The sequence below is a fragment of the Rhodococcoides kyotonense genome, from assembly GCF_900188125.1.
GTDB lineage: Bacteria > Actinomycetota > Actinomycetes > Mycobacteriales > Mycobacteriaceae > Rhodococcoides > Rhodococcoides kyotonense.
In genome coordinates this window covers 39,522-56,814 of record NZ_FZOW01000017.1, presented here as the reverse complement: position 1 = coordinate 56,814, position 17,293 = coordinate 39,522, and the positions used below count along the sequence as shown (strand labels likewise).

The following is a 17,293-nucleotide window of genomic DNA, read 5'->3' as shown; positions in this document are numbered from 1 at the left end:
CCTAGTGGGCACCTACCGCTGAAGTGAGTTCGTCTGTCGCAATCGCATCGACATTTGTCGGGCATCTCGAGTGACCACCTCCACGTCGGGACGATGCACGAGGTGATTGTGCGGGAGCGACGGAACGGGACCACGCTCGGTGCCGCGGTAGCGCTGATGTTGTTGTCTCACAAGGCCCGACGATCCCTTTCGCAGAACCGAAGGATCGGCCGCCGAGACCCGGATCGTCGGTCCGGGGTTCAGCGGGGTGTGGCTCGGATACACGAACGGGCGCACAGTGAACATCATGAACGTCAACGGAAACAACACGATCTTCATCCCCGGTGCCACGTCGGGCCTCGGACTCGGTCTCGCGCTGCGACTTCAGGCCGCGGGCAACACGGTCATCGTCGGTGGACGCCGGACGGCGTTGTTGCGCGAGATCGCGTCCGCGCACCCGGGAATCGACACCGTCGAAATCGACACCTCGGATGCAGAGTCCATCTCTGCCGCTGCGGCAACCCTCACCGAACGACACCCCGCACTGAACACCCTGATCACGATGGCAGGGATCATGGAACCCGAGAACCTTCTCGACCCTGCATCCATCGACGTCGCTGAACGCACGATCTCCGTCAATCTGCTCGGCACGATCCGCCTCGTCCACGCATTCCTACCGCACCTGCGTGTCCAGCCGGCCGCGACGCTCATGACGGTCAGCTCGGGTCTCGCGTTCGTTCCCCTGCCCGTGACGCCGACATACAACGCGACCAAAGCGGCCGTGCACTCGTTCACCGAATCGCTGCGGGTGCAGCTGACCGACACCAGCGTCCGTGTAGTCGAGCTGGTACCCCCAGCCGTCCAGACGACGCTCATGGGCCAGGAAGACAGCCCGACGGCCATGCCTTACGACGAGTTCCTCGACGAGGTCATGTCTCTGCTCGCCTCACAGCCCGACGCGCCGGAGATCCTGGTCGAGCGCGTAAAGTGGCTGCGCGACGCCACCGCCGAAGGTCGCTACGACGAGGTTCTCGGCGCCCTCAGCGGCCGCAGCCACTGACCCTGAAACAGATTGCCAGTTCATGCCTCGATTTCAGCAACAGCAACTCGGAGAGTTCGTCCGCACCCGTCGTGACCGCCTGCGGCCCGGCGAGGTGGGGTTGACCGCTGGGCCGCGCCGTCGGGCCCCAGGCCTGCGCCGCGACGAGGTAGCGATGCTGGCGAACATGTCGACCGACTATTACGAACGGATCGAGCAAGCCCGCGGACCTCAACCGTCCCCGGCCATGCTCGGTGCGATCGGACGCGCACTACGCCTGACACTCACCGAACGCGACCACCTGTACGTCCTCGCCGGACACCACCCACCCGAGCCGGCCGTCGCACTCGGTTACGCGGACCCGGGATTGATGACCGTCCTGGACGCCCTCGCACCACGAGTACCTGCGTTGATCGCCGACGACATGCACAACATCGTCGGGCAGAACGCCCTCAACATCGCGCTACTCGGCAAGCTCGTCGGTGAAAGCGGCTTCCACGCCAACTTCATCTGGCATTGGTTCCTGGACCCGGACTACCGCGCGCTGTACGCCCCCAACGACCGCGACCAGCTGAGCCGCACCTATGTCGCCGACCTGCGCGTGGCAGCCACACGACGCCCCGACGACACACGGACCACTGGCTTGATCGACGAGTTGCACCGCACCAGTGAAGAATTCACGCGGATCTGGGAACTCGGCGATGTCGACACTCTGACTAATACACGCAAGCGATTGCAGCATCCGCAGGTGGGTTTGCTCGACTGCGAATGCGACGTCGTCATCAGCCCGCCGTCCGGGCAAAGGCTCGTCCTCTTCCGTGCAGCACCCGGTACGGACACCCACGACAAGCTGGAACTTCTCGGCACCCTCGGCACACAAGAGATCGGTTCGAACGAGACCGGAACACGTCTCTCCTGACCGAACTAGATGGCCGCTCTGGCCTATCCCAAGGTCAGTTGCGAGCTGATTTGGGAACGAGCACTTCACCTTCGAGACCGTCGGGGTCGCGGAAGAACCTGCTCAGCACACCGCCGAAGGCGTTGACGGTACCGTCACCCGCGCCGTGCTCGACCAGTCGCTGACAGATTGTCTCGAAAGCCTCCCTGGACGCCGCTTGCAGTCCGAGGTGACCGAGTCGTCCGCGTCCCCACGTCGGAGTCTGACGATCCGCCTCGTGGTTCCCTTCGATGGTCACCACGTCGAGCTCGGTGTGCGGACCGATTTTGATCATGGCCATCGTCTCGCCTCCGTCTTCGCCGTGCGGCTTCGTCGGGCCGATATCCGCTTCGAATACACTGCGGCAGAACGACTTCAGTCGTTCGATGTCACCAGAAATCACCGCGACATGGTTGATTCCGTCCAGCAGCATGAGCACTCCTCTCATGAAGCAGTTCAGGGACCCGATCGTACTGCGCGACCTGGATTTTTGGATCCGGAACGTGATCGGCACTCGGCGACGTTCAACGGGCCTGCATTCCCGATACGGCGGCCTCGATCGCGCGCACCTCAAACCGACAAGGCAGCGTTCTCGACTCAAATCGTGAGGTGCCTTAGCCCATGAATGACAAGACCAGACCTGTTGGTCTACTGTGTCGATCGAGGCGACGCGTTGGGTTCAAATGCTCGCCCTGATGAGCTACTTCGGGGTGAAAGCGCGGGCCAAAGGTTCGGCGAAGACGTAAGACTCGAGGGGGATCACGTGCACGACGCATTGGCAGCCTGGGGTGTCGCCGCGGTGCTCACTCTCTACACAGGGGTCTTTCTCGCTGCCCTCGCGACATGCCTATCGGATTCATCCCGCACCGCTGGCCGCCGCGCCGGTTGGCTTGCCGCGATCGTGGTCATCCCAGTCGTCGGCCCACTCGTATGGCTTCTCGGGGGACGGCCCAACGGTCAGCGAGCGTAAGCGCATGTCAGTGGAACGCGTGGCGTCGATACTGTTCTGCGCGGGACCTTTCAGCGGGCACATCGAACCCATGCTGCCAATCGCTGCCGAACTCGTGCGTCTCGGGCACAAGGTTCACATCCTCACTGGACGAGCCTTCGAATCGAAGGTCGCCTCAACAGGGGCCACTTGGGTACCGCTCCCAACGTCGGTCGACTTCGACGTGACAAATCTCGACAGCGCATTTCCGTCGCGGGGCTCGCTCAACGGCGCACGACGGGCGCAGTTCGACCTCGAACACATCTTCATCCGGCCGATCGCAGAACAGTCGAAAGCGATCGACGAGATCACCGATCGAGAGTCGATCGACGTCGTTGTCGTCGAGACGATGTTCTTCGGTGCGGTCCCACTACTGCTGCGTCCGAGCACATCTCGGCCGCGGGTTGTGGCGCTGGGCAGTAATCCTCTGTCGCTACCCGGGTACGGTCGACCGCCTGCCGGGCTGGGGTGGCCACCTGCACGGTCGTGGCTGGGTCGATTTCGGAATTCGGCTGTCAATGCGGCGGTACGTACGTTGGTGCTGCGCTCGCTGCAACACACTGCGCAGGACACCGTCGGATCAGAACTTCCTGTCTCCATTCTGGATTGGCTGACCCTGGTCGATGACATCGTTCAGCTGACGGTTCCTGGTTTCGAGTATCCGCTGCCGGAAAGCTATGCAGCGAAGGTACATTTCGTCGGACCTGTGTCGGTGAGTGATGTTGACACTCAGCCGCTTCCATCATGGTGGGACGATCTCGACACGCGAAGACCTACCTTCTTGGTGACGCAGGGTTCCGCAGAGCGTGATCTCAGTCAGCTCATTCGGCCGACCATCGATGCCTTGGCGGACAGAGAAGTGAATGTGGTGGTCGCGCTGGGCACCGACGCGAGCGGACTCGAACAGCCATTGCCGGGCAACGTGTTTCTCGCCGACGCCCTACCGTACGACGCCGTGTTTCCGGCCTTGTCGGGATTCATCACGAACGGCGGTTACGGAGGTGTCGGCTTCGCCATTCGCCATGGGGTGCCGGTCATTGCCGTCGGTAGGTCGCAAGACAAGGCCGACGTGGTCGCCAGAGTTCAGTGGAGCGGCATTGGAATCGGTATCGCTCGCCAAACCGTCGAACCTTCGCGAATACAAAAGGCTGTCGAACAACTGCAGCGGGACGGTCGATTCTCCTCTCACGCTGCAGAATTGCAGCGGCAGGCATCGTCGTCGTCCGGGATGCACGGTGCAGTCCAGCGAATCTTGTTCGGGATCGGATCGGTGCGTGTATGACCAGCGGCGCGGGCGTGCGATGGAACAACAACATTCACTATCACCGGCTGATCCTCGACGCTGTGCCGACGGGTGCTCGAACGGCATTGGACGTCGGCACCGGAAATGGTCTGCTGGCTACGGATTTGCGAGCTGTCGTGCCGAATGTGACCGGTCTGGATGTCGACGCCGACGTCTTGGGACACGCTCGTAGCGAGAACGATTCGGTGACTTGGATACAGGGAGACGTTCTGTATCATCCATTTTCACCAGCGATGTTCGATGTGGTCGCCTCCGTCGCCACTGTCCACCACCTGCCCGACCTGGACCAGACTTTCACCAAATTCGCTGAACTCACCGCACCCGGTGGCGTTGTCGCAGTGGTCGGCTTGGCTCGTTCTTCCACGCCGATCGACGTTCTTCACGATCTCGCTGGCGTCGTCGAGCATCGTCGCTGCACACGCCGCTTTGGCTTCTGGGAGCATTCCGCACCGATGGTCTGGCCGCCCCCGCATACGTACGCCGACGTTCGGCGCAGTGCAGGCCGAGTCCTACCGGGCGCGAGATGGTCAAGACTGTCGTTATGGCGATACGCATTGATCTGGAACAAGCCGTCCACGTAAACGTATTTCTGGTGCACCATGGGTGAATGGATCAGCCGACGTCGATCGAACTCCAAGACTTACTTCGTTCGAGCTGGCCCGGCCTGGAAGTAACCGGCCAACTACGAGGAGGAGCTAGGACGGAAGTGTGGTCGGGACTCCTCCGTCACCGTCGAGTGGTTCTGCGACGCTCACGCAGGACCGAAGCGTCTCGCGTGTGGGAGTGGAATCTGTTGCAGCATCTGCATCAGGCCGGCATCGATGTGCCAGTTCTGATCCCGGCTGCAGATGGGCGGGTAGACGTCGACGGATGGCACGTCTACCCATACATCGAAGGCACACAGCCTCGTTCCGGCGATCCGCGATTGGCAGAGACAGTAGGAAAGGTTCACTCCGCGACGATCGGATGGCCACAGCGGCCCGGGTTTGCATCGGCCTCAGATCTGTTGACCAGCAACATGGGTGGTGACGTCGACCTGTCCGAGATGCCCGCAGATCTCGTCCGAGCTGTCCGAGACGCGTGGAGATCGGCGCTGAGGGCGGAATCCCTTGGGGTTGTGCACGGTGACTGCGGGCCGCGGAACGCGGTCATCGACAGTCGCGGTCGCTGTGTATTGATCGACTGGGATGAAGCGCGAGTCGATGACCCGCTCTTCGACCTTCCGAGCACTGCGTCGGAGCAACGCGCGGTGTGGGCGTGGGAGATCGCGACCTGTTGGACCGCCGAGCCGTCGTACGCGCAGTCTTTGATCCCCTTGGTTTCGTAGAGTGGCCTCGGTCGGACGATAAGCGTCGCTACGAGTTGCGTAACCGAGTGCGCAGCACGTGCGTACCTCGGCGTAACCCGCAGATCGTGTGCGCATCTCGTGCGAAGCGAACTCTCGCAAAGGGACTGAATCTATCCGACGACATATCCTCCGCACTGGTCGGGTACGCCGCCTCCTTCATTGCGAACGAAAGTAGGCCCGATCATGGACGGGACAGTTTCCGGCTGAGATGTTGCGATAGCGTCGAGCTTATGGCGCTCATTCATGCAGCAACGTTGTCTCCGAGCAAACTCGAGATGCTGGCCGCTTGGCTTCCCTCCCAGCAGTGGTTCGACGGACCCGCTTCGTCGGAGGTCGAAATTAAAGGCGCCTTCCGGTTCGACGACCCGGCCGGCGCCGTGGGTGTCGAGACTTTCATCGTGTCGAGCGGTGGACGGGTATTTCAGGTGCCCCTGACATATCGTGGCAACGCTCTAGCCGGAGGCGAAGGATCTCTCGTCACGACGATGGAACACTCCGTGCTCGGCACCCGCTGGGTGTACGACGCCGTCGGAGATCCCGTTTACGCACAAGCTCTTACAACCGCGATCATCACCGGGGGTACGCAGGCTGACCTCACATTCGATTACTCCGCACCACCCGAAAAGCTGGAGGTGACGACGCGGGTCGCCGGAACCGGAAATGGTGCATCCCCTGCACCATTGGTCGATCACGTCACCGTTTCACTCGTCGGCACTACCTCGACTATCGCCACCGACGGATTCCAGATCGAGGTATTTCGCTTGCCGGCCACAGCCATCGAGCAATCGGGCCGTCAGCACCTGACCGGAACGTGGCCAGGGCAAGCGGACCCTCTGTTGCTTGCAGCTGCATTGCCCAACTGAACTCCGACTTAGCGTGCAGGCCAATCTTTTCCGTACTGTTCGGCGACAACGTCGTGTTCCGGTAGCTCGACCTCTGGGTCGCGTACGACGCCCGTGCCCCGCGTCCCGGTCTCGTCGCTTCAGTCGTAGATGAACACCGCGATGTCAACTCCCACTTGCTGCGCTGCCAGCCCTACGCCATCGGCGGCAGAGTTGGTCGCGAACATGTCGGAGAGCAGATCGCTGCCGAAGTCAACTACTTGCCGAGCCGGGGTGTGTAGCACGGGAGTTCCCCAACGGACGATCGGTCGCCCAGTGCCGAGGCGAAGGAGTTCGGATACAGGCATCGCTTCATTGTCCCCGATCGCCGAGCCGGAGATGGTCAACGTAAAGCTCCCGTCTCAACATGGCGTACACCGCCGTGTCCGTCCACTGACCTCCACAGCACCAGTCCTCGACGAAGTAGGCCTCCCTCCTCATACCGAGCCGTTCCGCAAGCGCTGCAGAGGCGGTGTTGCGTCCGTCCATTTCGGCGATCACCCGATGCACCTCCGGCACCACGAACACCACGTCATCGAGCAATGCCCGCATCGCCTCGGTGGCATACCCACGGCCGCGCGCATCAGCAGCAAACACCCACCCCAACTCCACAGTTCGCTCTCTACCTGCAGCGAACCACGCTGCGATGTTTCCGACCACAACGCCGTCGACCTCGACCACAAGGTTCACACCACCGGCATCGAGACTCATTCTTCTGCAACGCTGTTCGACCTTGATGCGAGCCTGCGCCTCGTCCCAAGGCCCATGGCACAAGAACGCGCAGACATCCGGGTCGCCGTAGTACCGCAGAAGGGCACCCACATCCGTTGAACGGTACTATCTCAGGATCAACCGTTCTGTCTCGATCTGCATGAAATCGACTATGCCACATCGCAGTACACTTGCCGCAATGGTTGCGGAGTCGACGGCTCCCGCTTCCATGTCCACCACGCTTGATACCGGGTCGCGCCGAATCCGCACTTATGCAGGCACATTGCGCGATTCCGTCTGCATAAGTGCGGATTGGGCGTCCTCGTACACCTCCGAGTGGCGTCGAATTCCATCGAGAACGTCGTCGGGAAGCCCTGGTATCGGTAGCCGATACGCTGAAATTCGGGTGCTCGACGTGCATCGGCATGTGTACCGTCTGGCAACTATGAATCCCGAGGCAGACGACGGCTGGTTTCCCGAAAGTATCGCCGAGACCTACGACGACGCAGGTGGCGCCAACACGCCCGAGTGCCTCTATCTCTTTCGCAAGATCTAAATCACCTGCTCGATCTTGAGACTGGCTGCTACAGCGTCCTAATCGCCTAAGTAGCCAGTCTCACGATCGATCGCGCTGAGAAAATTTCGGACTGTTTTGATGTGCTGAGCCATCGTCAGCGGCTGCACAACAACGTCGGGACGCCCCGCAGCCATGGGATGACTACTGTCCATTCCGTAGCCTTCGTTAGGACCGGAATCCCAGTTGTACGAGCTCCCTCCGTCTGCCCGGACTTCCACAGTGAAAACCTCACCGTCGACTGCCAGAGTGAACGGTCCATCCTCTGCGGTCGGTCGGTAGTCACTCGGCCAGTCACTGCTGTCGTCAACGTGCACAACCTAGGTTGGCACACTCCGACTCCGAACCTTCTCGCGTCCGTTTCAGCCACCGAATAGGCGACGACGCACTTCGTTCTTCGTCCTCTCGTTGTCTGGCCACGTTGCATGACTATTCACCATCAAATATGACCACGTGCGAGCGTGGTCTACGTTTGCTGCACGCAGAGCACGATGGGGTCTGGGGGCAGACGACTGTTCAGCCGTCGGCACAGCATGGATGAAGGCGACTTCCTTGACGGAGAGCGCGGTCGAATTTGGCGGCGGGGAAGCCGTTCCGTCGTCAGACAAGATCGGGGTAGAGGGCGAGCACACGTTCGAGGTCTGGTCCAGCAGCGATTCTGTCCGTCATCTGAACGAACCGCAGTCTTGCCGCTGTCACCGCGTGATAGATATCTTCACCGAGCACGTTCTGGTCACCGCGACCACGGACGCCGATGCTGACATCCACCAGGTTTTGACCGGGCATGCATTGAGGGCCAGAGCGTGAATGAAACTCTTCGAATTTGGTTGCGTGGTCGGACGATGCGATCTCGGATCGAATTTGATAACGCCCGATCTCGTCGAGCACCTGCGCTGTTGCCGTCTGCAGATCGACTGCGTACTGCTCGGCTTCGGCCGGGGTAGCGTAGATGTCGAAGCTGAACACCACCACAACCGACTCATCGAAGGGCCGAGGCGGATCGGGTGGGGACTCGCTCACGCTCACCCCCGAGACCCCCATTCCTCCGACTCGGTCGAACTCATGGTTGGTCGTTTCGATCAGACACAGCATGGCGTGCCCGTACAGTGCTGCCAGTCGCGCCTGGCGGGCGAAAATGTCGAGCACGAGGAGCGCGGTACGTCGATCGAGTTCCAGCAGCGAGTCGAAGCCAGCGATCGTTACGACTGTCCCCGCGCTGTGCGGGTCGCTGCCGTAGCTGTAGCGGCCTACGTCGCTGAGGACATCGTTGAGTGCGTCGAGGTTGCGTCCGTAGTAAGCCGGAAACGACATCGTCTCGGCGAATGCGGTGTGCATGTCGACGATGTCATGCCACACGCTGGCGTCGAAGGAATGGGTCAGATAGTGGAGATCGACGAGGTGGCCGGCGGCCGTGTCCAGAGTGAACCGGTCCCGGCACGTGTGAACGAAGCCATTTTGCAGCAGTCTCCAGTCAAACCCTTGCCGCTGCAGGTTGAATAGTTCGTCGTCAGTGGGATCGAATACGACTGACCTGCTTGATGTTTCGAGTGGCGTCGCGCGCATCGACACCTTGATATGACCGAGATCCTCGTAGGAGAGCTGTCCGCGGCAGAATACGATGTACTTCCATTCACCCTCAATCCATTCGTACCGAGTCATTGTGCGATCGAGTTCGGCCAGCGTCGTGCCCGTATTACCTCCCGGTGCGCCATCTGCCCGGACTCTCGCAAGGTAGGGGTCGCCCCCGACAGGTAGGTGCATGATTACAGCACCGGACTCGAGGTCACCACCGACCACCTCTGCATTCAGTCGCCCAGGCCACCAACGCGGCAGCGGTACCCGCAGATCGGCAAGCTCACGCTTGTAGAGACGATTGGCCGGCTGATCCTGCGAAAAGGGCATCGACATGCCCCGAGCATGTCATGAGAACCACACGAAGCTTCGGCGGTCACAATCACTTGCGACAGAGAACCACCCGTGAACGTCGAGGATTCATCGCGGCCGGGCACTCAACCGACGTCGGCGAGGTCACCGATGCGGATGGTGTTGCCTCCCTTGTCCACCCACACAGCTGCCTCGTCAACAAGCGCAGGACTCATGAAACCGCCAGCATCACCCCACGGCCACGCGGTGCCCACCTCGGCGACCTCGGTCTGAACGAGATCGGCCATCGAACACAATGCGACATCTTCGTGAGCGTCCATAGACGCTCCCATTCCGTTTCCTCCGAGCCCGCCCGCTCGCTGGCCGACGATGGTCACCGAGCTCCTCAACCACACAGCTCCCCCGTCTGGGTCGTACTCGGCCACCCAGTCGATGTGTTCGATGTCGCCACCGTACTGGCGCACATGAAGGTCGTGGCTGAGTCGATCGAGAGCGCGCAACCACGGATCAGGCAGGTCTGCATGCGTGACCTCGACTCCGCGGGACGGATTCCAGGTCGCAGTCAACACTCGCTCCAGATCCGGGAAGAATCGATTCACGATGCGAGTATGTCAGCTACTGAAGCTGTCTCGAGTTCTTCTATTTCCCGACGAGCGGAAGAGCAGGCCAGTCGATGCTCTCGACCCGGCACTTCGCACGCGAGTCTTCCAGGATGTGGTGAGATAAGCGGATGCAGGAGATCAGCGGGACGCTCCGTGGTGTCATCGAAGTGGAGAATTCGTGCTTCTACATCGCAGACGAAATCCTCGACGATCAGGTCTCTTCCATCCCGCGAACAGGGGGACTGCTACTTCCGGGCGTGGGAGCAATGGCAATCGGCACCGTCGTTCGAGACGGGTTCGTGCTGGTCGAGGTCGACGCGTATAGCAGCGAACCCCCGCCCCATACGAGTCACGCCGTGACCGAAAGTGTCGAACAGTCAAGCTACACAACATACTTCGGCAGTCAGAGACTTGCAGCGGGAACGTTGGGTGAGTGCTTCGGCGAATTGGCTGCGGTACTCACTCCCGCTGGCACTCGAACTGTGCACGTCAGAGCCGCGCGGGAAGTCTTCCCTCCGAAGACGCTCACGCAGGTCTTCATAAATCCGTACACCACGTTCTCAGAGTTGGCCGTAGGCGAACGCTACCGACTGCAGATATGGAGCGAGCCAGCGACATCGTCCGACACCGGATCGAGGTCAACAGCTGGTAGTAGCGCCGACTACACCGGAAAAGACAACGCGGACTTCGACAGCTTCGGTCTGCAACCAGGTAGCACCCTAAAATGAACAGCCATCTAGGAATGAACCGGGGACCCGCTGCCACCCAAGCCCTGACAAGGAGACCAAATTGACCTTAACGAGGACCGCGTCCAAACTTCGGACTTCGATCATCAGATCGTGCGTTGTGGGCACACTGAGTGCTGTCGCCCTCGTCGGCGGTACTACCGCTGTCGCGTCAGCTGACGAAGTTCGCCTGGCGAATCCAGAGTCACCCGTCGACCTGCAAATCCCTGGCCTGGTTCTGGATCTGGGAGGCATTCCTCTCCAGCTCTTCACCGCGTCGCCTCGTACTGGTTCACTTCCTGAATCATTCAGCGTCGCACAAGGTTACGGTGTCACATGGACGTGGGTGAACCTCAGCCGAGGCACGTCAGGGGTGATACCTGCCAACGATGGGTACCGAACTGATGTCTACACAGGGTCGGGGCAAATACTGGTGACAGCCAACATTGCGAACCAAGTCAGCCCCGCAGTCGGAACGTTCTACCTTGCCCCCGCCCCTGGCTAGACCAGTGCTTACGCCGAAGTCGATTCAGGTTCAGGACTCTGGGTTGATGTTCGCGAACAGCTCTCCGTTTGCTTGACGTGCAGCGTCGAGCTCTGGCCCCGTTCGATGCCGTTGTCGCCTGCACGGGTTGAGGGTCGGAACTGGAAGCGCCTCAGACGATTGCCCCGGTGGGTCCTCACCTAGGTAACCGTTGACCCGTTCGTTCAGGTGGAAAGCTGGACGACGGTAAGAGCGAGTTCGAGAAGGTAGGCGCTGACGACGGCGGGCCGCAGTGAATCTCCATCAGCGCGATACTCACTGACCTCGCAGACGCCCTTGAGACCAGCGCGAGATTTGCTGAGGTCTGGAGTTCCGATGTAGTCGACGGCCAGCTCGTGTGGACCTACAACGGAAGCGGATGACTCAACCAAAATTCCTGCGGCCGTATCCGGTTCGACATTCGATTCAACTAAGCGTCGCGGAGACAAGCCGCGAGTCGGCCGTCCCAACTGTGCGCCGTATTCTCAACCACGACGTTGTGCATCGAACCGTTTGAAACGAAGGGCCTCAACCGTGCAGTCATGGCGAAACCCAATAGTAGGTGCGGCGACGATCGCGACGATGGTCGTGGCTTGCGTTGCGTGCAGCTCAGGCGATCGCGGGTCGACCACGCCGAGCCCTGATCGCTCGACGTCCTCGGCTTCGGCGCCAGTCGACGGTTCGACCTCACTGCCGTCCGCCGCCGATGGAACATGCTCCGCGGCAACTGCCGACCCTCCATCCCTGGACGCAACTAGCCGTTTGCAATTACACGTCGAGCGGACTGGCGAACTTCTACGTGAAAACGGTGTCGCGCCCGGCCCGTACTCCGCTAATGGTGAGTTGTCTATCGACCAGGCATTCGACCGCGCGAGTGCCTACCCAGGCGACGCGGCCGTCGCAGTCGTCTCTTGGCTCATTCAGGCGAATGCCGACGGCCTGTACGGCAACGCGACGCATGACGACCAGGCACGGGTCGCGCACATCGAATCCTTCACTGTCACCGACGAAGTGCTCGCCCGCCAGTTCGGCGCCAACTGGCGCGAAGTGCTCGACGTCGTCGAGCACTTCGCCTCTCCTGGCTTCGACAGCTACATCGACGACGTCCGTACCGCACCGCCGATGCGCGCAGCTAATGCCCTGACCATCCGAAGCCAACTGCAGCGTCATGCCGAAGCCCAGGGTCATGGAGCTCAGTGGAAGAACACACAGGACATAGTCGTCAACTACTTCCAGGTCTGCAACATGGCAGCACTTGGACGCTGGGACAGGAACGCCTCATTCGATGCGCTGTACGAGGGGCGGGTGCTCGGCGAGGCACTTGCACACGATGCTGTCGCCGCTGCGTTCGTCGGAGACGACGCATATCCGGTCTCCGCCACGCCGCTGGCCAAAGGGCTACAGATAGCGCTCGACCCCGAAACCTACACCGGGGACGCAGCATTGACCAGAGACTTCGACCCCAACGAGAACCTCGATCCCGAGGACCGTGAACTGCTCGAGGCCGAGGAACCGGTGATCGAAGGGCCTTAGCTTCCTCGGGACTTCGCTGCCTGACGGAGCGCCTTTGCCGTCTACTTCCGCGCCCAACGTATTTTCCTTCTGCTCTCTTTCGGTCGTAGTACCCGCGAGATGCCGGCTCTCGAAGTGAAAGCGAACACCGAAAGATACAGTGCGCGTACGAGTCTGGTGTTGCCGCCGCGTTGTCGGTGTTCTCCTCGGATCAAGGTAGCAGTACGGAAGATGTCGTATCTCTTCTTCGTCTTCGCATATCCCCCGCGTCAACGTCTTTCGCATGTGGGCGGTGGGATCGATAACCGATACGCCGAAATTCGAGTGCTCGACGTGCATCGGCATGTGTACCGTCTGGCAACTATGAATACCGAGGCAGACGACGGCTGGTTTCCCGAGAGTATCGCCGAGACCTACGACGACGCAGGTGGCGTCAACGCGCCCGAAGTGGTGGCAGCTGCCGTCGATGCACTGGAGCAACTGGCCGACGGTCCGGTGCTCGAGTTCGCCGTCGGGACCGGCCGGATCGGCGCACCGCTGGCCGCGCGCGGCGTGCAGGTGAGCGGTATCGAGTTGAGCCGAGCCATGGCGTCTCGGATCACGAACAAGCCCGGCGGCAGCAACGTTGCCGTCACGATCGGCGACATGACCACGACACGAGTCGACGGCGAATTCTCGCTGGTCTATCTGGTGTACAACACGATCAGCAACGTGACTACACAGGACGGGCAGGTCGACGTCTTCAGGAACGCAGCCGCACATCTGAGGCCAGGCGGGCGGTTCCTCGTCGAGGTGTCGACGCCGGACACACGACGCTTGCCGCCAGGGCAGGACACTGTTCCGTTTGCGGTCGATCCGTACGCCGACGGCGGCGGATACCTCGGGTTCGACCAATACGACGTGGTGACACAGGAATTCACGTCCACCCACGTGTCGGTATCGCCGAAAGGGGCCGGAACATTCCGTCGCATCCCGTTCCGCTACGCCTGGCCTGCCGAGATGGATCTCATGGCGCGCATTGCAGGAATGAAACTCGAATACCGCTGGGCGGACTGGGACCGTTCGGAGTTCACCGCAGACAGCAGAAAGCACGTGTCCGTCTGGAAGAAGCGGTGAACGATCGAGCTGTTGGGGCGTCCTTGGCTGGCACGCAGGCGCCCTACCGCTTGAATGGTTCACCCATACGATCTGAGCATATGAATGTGACATCCAAGCGGTCCGGAGGGGCGGGCCGACCGGTCCCGACGCACACATCACGTACTGTTACCGGCGTGAGATCGGCATCCCACCCTGTGAAGTGGATTCGTGTCGCATGGATTGCGTTGGCGGCTAGCGCCGTTGCGCTCGGGATTTCCGTGGCGTCGTGGCCGATGCATCAGATCACCAGCTGCGAACTCGGCCTGCCCGTACAGGGCGTCGCGACTGCCGAGGACTGCTCGCAGCTTTCGTTGTGGAACTACTTCGGATGGCCGCTCGGCGTGGTACTGGCCGTACCCGTCGCTCTCTGCCTACTTCCGGCTCTCATCCCCAGGCCACGCGTGTGGTGGATGGTCGTCGGCGCTCTGTTCGTGTGCACCGCAATAGGAATCATGACTGCCGTCGGATCGTCGACGCCGAACGCTCTCTCTGCCCTCGGTGGTACGCCACCTGCTTTGGGACTTGCATTGCTGCTGGCAGTAGCGAGTTCAGTAGTGAGAAGAGGCGTTCCAGTTCCACCTCGGACTGGGGTACGACACTGAAAGTGATTGTGCGGGAACGACGGAACGACTCAAGGCGCATCCCACGTCACGTTCGACTCGGATACCTCAGGGATCCATACCCTGTCGAACGCCTCCCCGGACTCGAGGCTGTCGGCCAAGTCGGACAGCATTGCGCTGATCGACACCCACGTCGGGCCGCTGACGTCGCCCTCACGTTGGTACACCCCCACACACCCGTGTAGGTCGCCGTCGCGAAGATCGACGATCACATACTCACTATCGTCACCGGCGATAGGGACGAACCCGTCCAGGAATGCAGAAGTCGGAGACCCTGCCGGTTCGCTCGACCACTGTGCAAAGTGTTCCAACTCGGGATAGTCCAACTGCGTCCGAAGGTAGTCCCGGGACTCGATCAAGTACTCGCGGGCGGTGACCGCGTCACCGAGCGCGTACAGGCCGCCGTATGGAGTGAGCCGCGCTGCTGGCTTGCCTGCTGCAAGAAACTCGATCAATTCGTCAGGCCAGGTGTACGCATCGACCAGTCGCGCCTTTTCGATCGCTACCGTTTCCCCTCGATTTACTGGTGCCCCGATACTGCCGAGGGCATGCCGAAGCCGATCCAACTGCACAGCAACAGAACTCGGCTCGGTAGGCGAGGCCGTCGGTCCCAAATTCTTCGCTGCCTGCACCGCGTTCTGGAGACTCTTCGCGCGTGCGCTCTCTTCGGCTGCCCCTGCGTCTACGCGCGCGATCAGGTCCTCGTCGTCGAGATCCAGATCGACCAGTGCCATCGACAGACCAAACTTGTCGCCGGGGCCGCCGGTTTCGATTTGAATTCGCAGATGCAGAGCGAAGTCCCTGCCGCGAGCATCCCGGACACGCCGCGCGCAGTCCACAGCGGCGGTGGTCGCCGCGACCTGCGATGCCTCGTATCCGTCGAAGAATTCGCTGAAGCGTCCTGTATCGAATACAACCGTCCACCTGTAACTGGGCATAGCTTCAGTATTCCGTAAGAGCCACGCGACGCGTCCGTCAGCCGAGAAGCTCCCAGATTCCCGTCGACGATCTCGTGACGTCATCCGGCCATGAACGGCACTCCCGCCTAGGGACTCTGCACGAGATCCGTGAGCATGGCATGATCGAATACGACTGCGGCCCTGCTTCATCGGAGTTGATCTTGCCGAAGATGGTCACGCATCCGTTCAACTCGCCCGGCTTGGAGTGGACACAAGTCGAAACCATCCAACCTTCACACCTGATGCTTCGTTCCGTCGGTAGGGCGGCACGATCAGCGCTCACGCAGCGAGCCTGCTGACCGCCGCCCGTGCAGCGCGAACAACCATGGAGGGATCGCCATCGAGAAGCGCGCGCCTCGGAGTTCGTCCTTCCAATTCCGGCTGCTCAGTGGTGAACCAAGAAACTGTGGACCATCCACGCGGATCTTGCACGGACCACACTCGCAGGACATCCTGGATGCCGGGGATGGGTCTCGCAGGACGGGAATCGGTGAATCCGGCCGCCGCATAACCGTACTTACCGTTACTACCTTCCAACCTCAAAACCCGGTTCTCGCCGACGGCCTTGCTCAACGCCGAACGCGTCCAAGCCGCGAAGTCACACGCCTGCTTGGAAGTCAAGATATCGCCCACATGCTCGGTCCAGGCGCGGCGCGCTCTCAAACCGCTGACTATGTCGTCGAGGCCCGCCCTCGCATACTCGAGATCACGTTCATCCGATGCCCCACTGGCCTCGATCAGCCGGTGCGCCATCGAATCGAAGTCCGTTTCGGTCGACATACGGTTGATGCTGCCCGCCCGCACCTGTCATGTCAACCACGTCAACCAAGCTTGTGACCAGCCACAAGCAATCCACTCAGTCGTATTTCCTATCTATCGACATGCGCGATTGCGCTCCGCGACGAGTATATGGCGCCTTCGAGATGCTTTACTCGCCACTGGCCGACAGGCAACTCGGCTGGCCACCGCGACAGGCGTAGCCATTCCCATAGCACTCGACCAACCGAGTCACGTGTGCGCGTAACTTATGCTTCGACGGGTGGCTACTGCGTCGCGCCGAAGCCGCACTTATGCAAGCGAATTGGGCCAAATCGGCTTCATAAGTGCGGACTCGGCATTTCGCACGCACCTCCGAGTGGGGGACGATGCTCGACACGATTGTGCGGGAGCGACGGAACGGGACCACGCCCGGTGTCGCGGTAGCTCTGATCTTTCTGAGAGAGTCGGATCAGTTCCCCTCGCGCACAATTCTTTCAGGCTGGGTCGGGCGCGTAAAAGTTGCTGGTTGCCTCCACTGCAGCCGCGACGTGCCTCGGGCGACTTGTCACCCTGCCGCACAACTCGAAGGTTCGGGCTCAGGCTTAGGCGCTACCCGTCGAGTCCGCACTTATGCAGGCAAAACGGGGGGGTTCGTCTGCATAAGTGGGGGTTCGGCATTGATCGGAGTCATCCCGCGCAAAATTGCCTCCCCTATTTGGGATACGAACCCTCTGCAGGGGGTTCGAATCCCAAATAGGGGAGGTAATTTCTCCGACCGCCGAATTTCTCGGGCCGCAGGCCCCGTGCAGCCG

18 protein-coding genes are annotated in these 17,293 nt (G+C 61.1%); 11 read left to right on the top strand and 7 right to left on the bottom strand.

The window, feature by feature from the left end; translation table 11 throughout:
* Nucleotides 1–286: 286 nt before the first annotated feature.
* Both CHB96_RS23500 and CHB96_RS23495 read left to right on the top strand, forming a co-directional pair.
* Nucleotides 287–1,039, top strand: coding sequence for an SDR family oxidoreductase (locus CHB96_RS23500; protein WP_089250850.1), 753 nt, complete (start codon nucleotides 287–289; stop codon nucleotides 1,037–1,039).
* 22 nt (nucleotides 1,040–1,061) lie between these two features.
* A complete protein-coding gene (locus CHB96_RS23495; RefSeq protein ID WP_089250848.1) occupies nucleotides 1,062–1,937 on the top strand; it encodes a helix-turn-helix transcriptional regulator in 876 nt (291 codons plus the stop codon).
* Nucleotides 1,938–1,971: 34 nt separating this feature from the next.
* On the opposite strand, the gene CHB96_RS23490 is transcribed toward CHB96_RS23495, so the two are convergent.
* A complete protein-coding gene (locus CHB96_RS23490; RefSeq protein WP_089250951.1) occupies nucleotides 1,972–2,388 on the bottom strand; it encodes a VOC family protein in 417 nt (138 codons plus the stop codon).
* A 330-nt stretch (nucleotides 2,389–2,718) separates the two neighbouring features.
* Here CHB96_RS23490 and CHB96_RS29825 point away from each other — a divergent pair, with 330 nt between their 5' ends.
* The 5 genes from CHB96_RS29825 (at nucleotide 2,719) to CHB96_RS23465 (ending at nucleotide 6,457) form a co-directional block, all read left to right on the top strand.
* The gene (locus CHB96_RS29825) at nucleotides 2,719–2,925 is read left to right on the top strand and encodes a PLD nuclease N-terminal domain-containing protein (protein WP_176444468.1); all 207 of its coding nucleotides are present in this window, start codon (nucleotides 2,719–2,721) and stop codon (nucleotides 2,923–2,925) included.
* A gap of 202 nt (nucleotides 2,926–3,127) precedes the next feature.
* Entirely contained in the window at nucleotides 3,128–4,225 is a 1,098-nt protein-coding gene (locus tag CHB96_RS23480; protein WP_176444467.1) for a glycosyltransferase, read from the top strand.
* Entirely contained in the window at nucleotides 4,222–4,827 is a 606-nt protein-coding gene (locus CHB96_RS23475) for a class I SAM-dependent methyltransferase (protein ID WP_089250842.1), read from the top strand. The genes CHB96_RS23480 and CHB96_RS23475 overlap by 4 nt, the downstream gene beginning before the upstream one ends.
* A 26-nt stretch (nucleotides 4,828–4,853) precedes the next feature.
* Nucleotides 4,854–5,573, top strand: a complete 720-nt coding sequence (locus CHB96_RS23470) for a phosphotransferase enzyme family protein (protein WP_089250840.1) — start codon at nucleotides 4,854–4,856, stop codon at nucleotides 5,571–5,573.
* A gap of 251 nt (nucleotides 5,574–5,824) precedes the next feature.
* Nucleotides 5,825–6,457, top strand: coding sequence for a CG0192-related protein (locus CHB96_RS23465; protein ID WP_089250838.1), 633 nt, complete (start codon nucleotides 5,825–5,827; stop codon nucleotides 6,455–6,457).
* Nucleotides 6,458–6,576: 119 nt separating this feature from the next.
* On the opposite strand, the gene CHB96_RS23460 is transcribed toward CHB96_RS23465, so the two are convergent.
* The 4 genes from CHB96_RS23460 to CHB96_RS23440 form a co-directional block, all read right to left on the bottom strand.
* The gene (locus CHB96_RS23460; protein WP_245866084.1) at nucleotides 6,577–6,783 is read right to left on the bottom strand and encodes a peptide deformylase; all 207 of its coding nucleotides are present in this window, start codon (nucleotides 6,781–6,783) and stop codon (nucleotides 6,577–6,579) included.
* A gap of 4 nt (nucleotides 6,784–6,787) precedes the next feature.
* The gene (locus tag CHB96_RS23455; RefSeq protein WP_245866083.1) at nucleotides 6,788–7,297 is read right to left on the bottom strand and encodes a GNAT family N-acetyltransferase; all 510 of its coding nucleotides are present in this window, start codon (nucleotides 7,295–7,297) and stop codon (nucleotides 6,788–6,790) included.
* Between the two features lie 1,063 nt (nucleotides 7,298–8,360).
* Nucleotides 8,361–9,668 carry a barstar family protein gene (locus tag CHB96_RS23445; protein ID WP_245866081.1) on the bottom strand — a complete coding sequence of 436 codons (1,308 nt, stop codon included), beginning with the start codon at nucleotides 9,666–9,668 and terminating at the stop codon, nucleotides 8,361–8,363.
* A 101-nt stretch (nucleotides 9,669–9,769) separates the two neighbouring features.
* The gene (locus CHB96_RS23440) at nucleotides 9,770–10,243 is read right to left on the bottom strand and encodes a hypothetical protein (RefSeq protein WP_176444465.1); all 474 of its coding nucleotides are present in this window, start codon (nucleotides 10,241–10,243) and stop codon (nucleotides 9,770–9,772) included.
* A gap of 131 nt (nucleotides 10,244–10,374) precedes the next feature.
* Here CHB96_RS23440 and CHB96_RS23435 point away from each other — a divergent pair, with 131 nt between their 5' ends.
* From CHB96_RS23435 to CHB96_RS23415, 4 genes are all read left to right on the top strand, one after another.
* Nucleotides 10,375–10,974, top strand: coding sequence for a hypothetical protein (locus CHB96_RS23435; RefSeq protein WP_089250834.1), 600 nt, complete (start codon nucleotides 10,375–10,377; stop codon nucleotides 10,972–10,974).
* Nucleotides 10,975–12,337: 1,363 nt separating this feature from the next.
* Nucleotides 12,338–13,027 (top strand): hypothetical protein, encoded by a 690-nt coding sequence (locus tag CHB96_RS23425; RefSeq protein ID WP_089250830.1) that lies wholly within the window; start codon nucleotides 12,338–12,340, stop codon nucleotides 13,025–13,027.
* A gap of 342 nt (nucleotides 13,028–13,369) precedes the next feature.
* Nucleotides 13,370–14,122, top strand: coding sequence for a class I SAM-dependent DNA methyltransferase (locus CHB96_RS23420; RefSeq protein ID WP_089250945.1), 753 nt, complete (start codon nucleotides 13,370–13,372; stop codon nucleotides 14,120–14,122).
* A 155-nt stretch (nucleotides 14,123–14,277) separates the two neighbouring features.
* Nucleotides 14,278–14,745, top strand: a complete 468-nt coding sequence (locus CHB96_RS23415) for a hypothetical protein (RefSeq protein ID WP_141136546.1) — start codon at nucleotides 14,278–14,280, stop codon at nucleotides 14,743–14,745.
* Between the two features lie 29 nt (nucleotides 14,746–14,774).
* Here the strand turns inward: CHB96_RS23415 and CHB96_RS23410 are convergent, their stop codons facing one another.
* Nucleotides 14,775–15,701, bottom strand: coding sequence for an SMI1/KNR4 family protein (locus CHB96_RS23410; RefSeq protein WP_089250826.1), 927 nt, complete (start codon nucleotides 15,699–15,701; stop codon nucleotides 14,775–14,777).
* Nucleotides 15,702–16,001: 300 nt separating this feature from the next.
* Nucleotides 16,002–16,502: a hypothetical protein gene (locus tag CHB96_RS23405; protein ID WP_245866079.1), complete on the bottom strand. Its 501-nt coding sequence runs from the start codon at nucleotides 16,500–16,502 to the stop codon at nucleotides 16,002–16,004.
* Between the last annotated feature and the right edge of the window lie 791 nt (nucleotides 16,503–17,293).

Coding starts and splice junctions, on each gene's coding strand:
- CHB96_RS23500 (WP_089250850.1), top strand. CDS start 287: ATGAACGTCAACGGAAACAACACGATCTTCATCCCCGGTGCCACGTCG.
- CHB96_RS23495 (WP_089250848.1), top strand. CDS start 1,062: ATGCCTCGATTTCAGCAACAGCAACTCGGAGAGTTCGTCCGCACCCGT.
- CHB96_RS23490 (WP_089250951.1), bottom strand. CDS start 2,388: ATGCTGCTGGACGGAATCAACCATGTCGCGGTGATTTCTGGTGACATC.
- CHB96_RS23475 (WP_089250842.1), top strand. CDS start 4,222: ATGACCAGCGGCGCGGGCGTGCGATGGAACAACAACATTCACTATCAC.
- CHB96_RS23470 (WP_089250840.1), top strand. CDS start 4,854: ATGGATCAGCCGACGTCGATCGAACTCCAAGACTTACTTCGTTCGAGC.
- CHB96_RS23465 (WP_089250838.1), top strand. CDS start 5,825: ATGGCGCTCATTCATGCAGCAACGTTGTCTCCGAGCAAACTCGAGATG.
- CHB96_RS23460 (WP_245866084.1), bottom strand. CDS start 6,783: ATGCCTGTATCCGAACTCCTTCGCCTCGGCACTGGGCGACCGATCGTC.
- CHB96_RS23445 (WP_245866081.1), bottom strand. CDS start 9,668: ATGTCGATGCCCTTTTCGCAGGATCAGCCGGCCAATCGTCTCTACAAG.
- CHB96_RS23435 (WP_089250834.1), top strand. CDS start 10,375: ATGCAGGAGATCAGCGGGACGCTCCGTGGTGTCATCGAAGTGGAGAAT.
- CHB96_RS23420 (WP_089250945.1), top strand. CDS start 13,370: ATGAATACCGAGGCAGACGACGGCTGGTTTCCCGAGAGTATCGCCGAG.
- CHB96_RS23410 (WP_089250826.1), bottom strand. CDS start 15,701: ATGCCCAGTTACAGGTGGACGGTTGTATTCGATACAGGACGCTTCAGC.
- CHB96_RS23405 (WP_245866079.1), bottom strand. CDS start 16,502: ATGTCGACCGAAACGGACTTCGATTCGATGGCGCACCGGCTGATCGAG.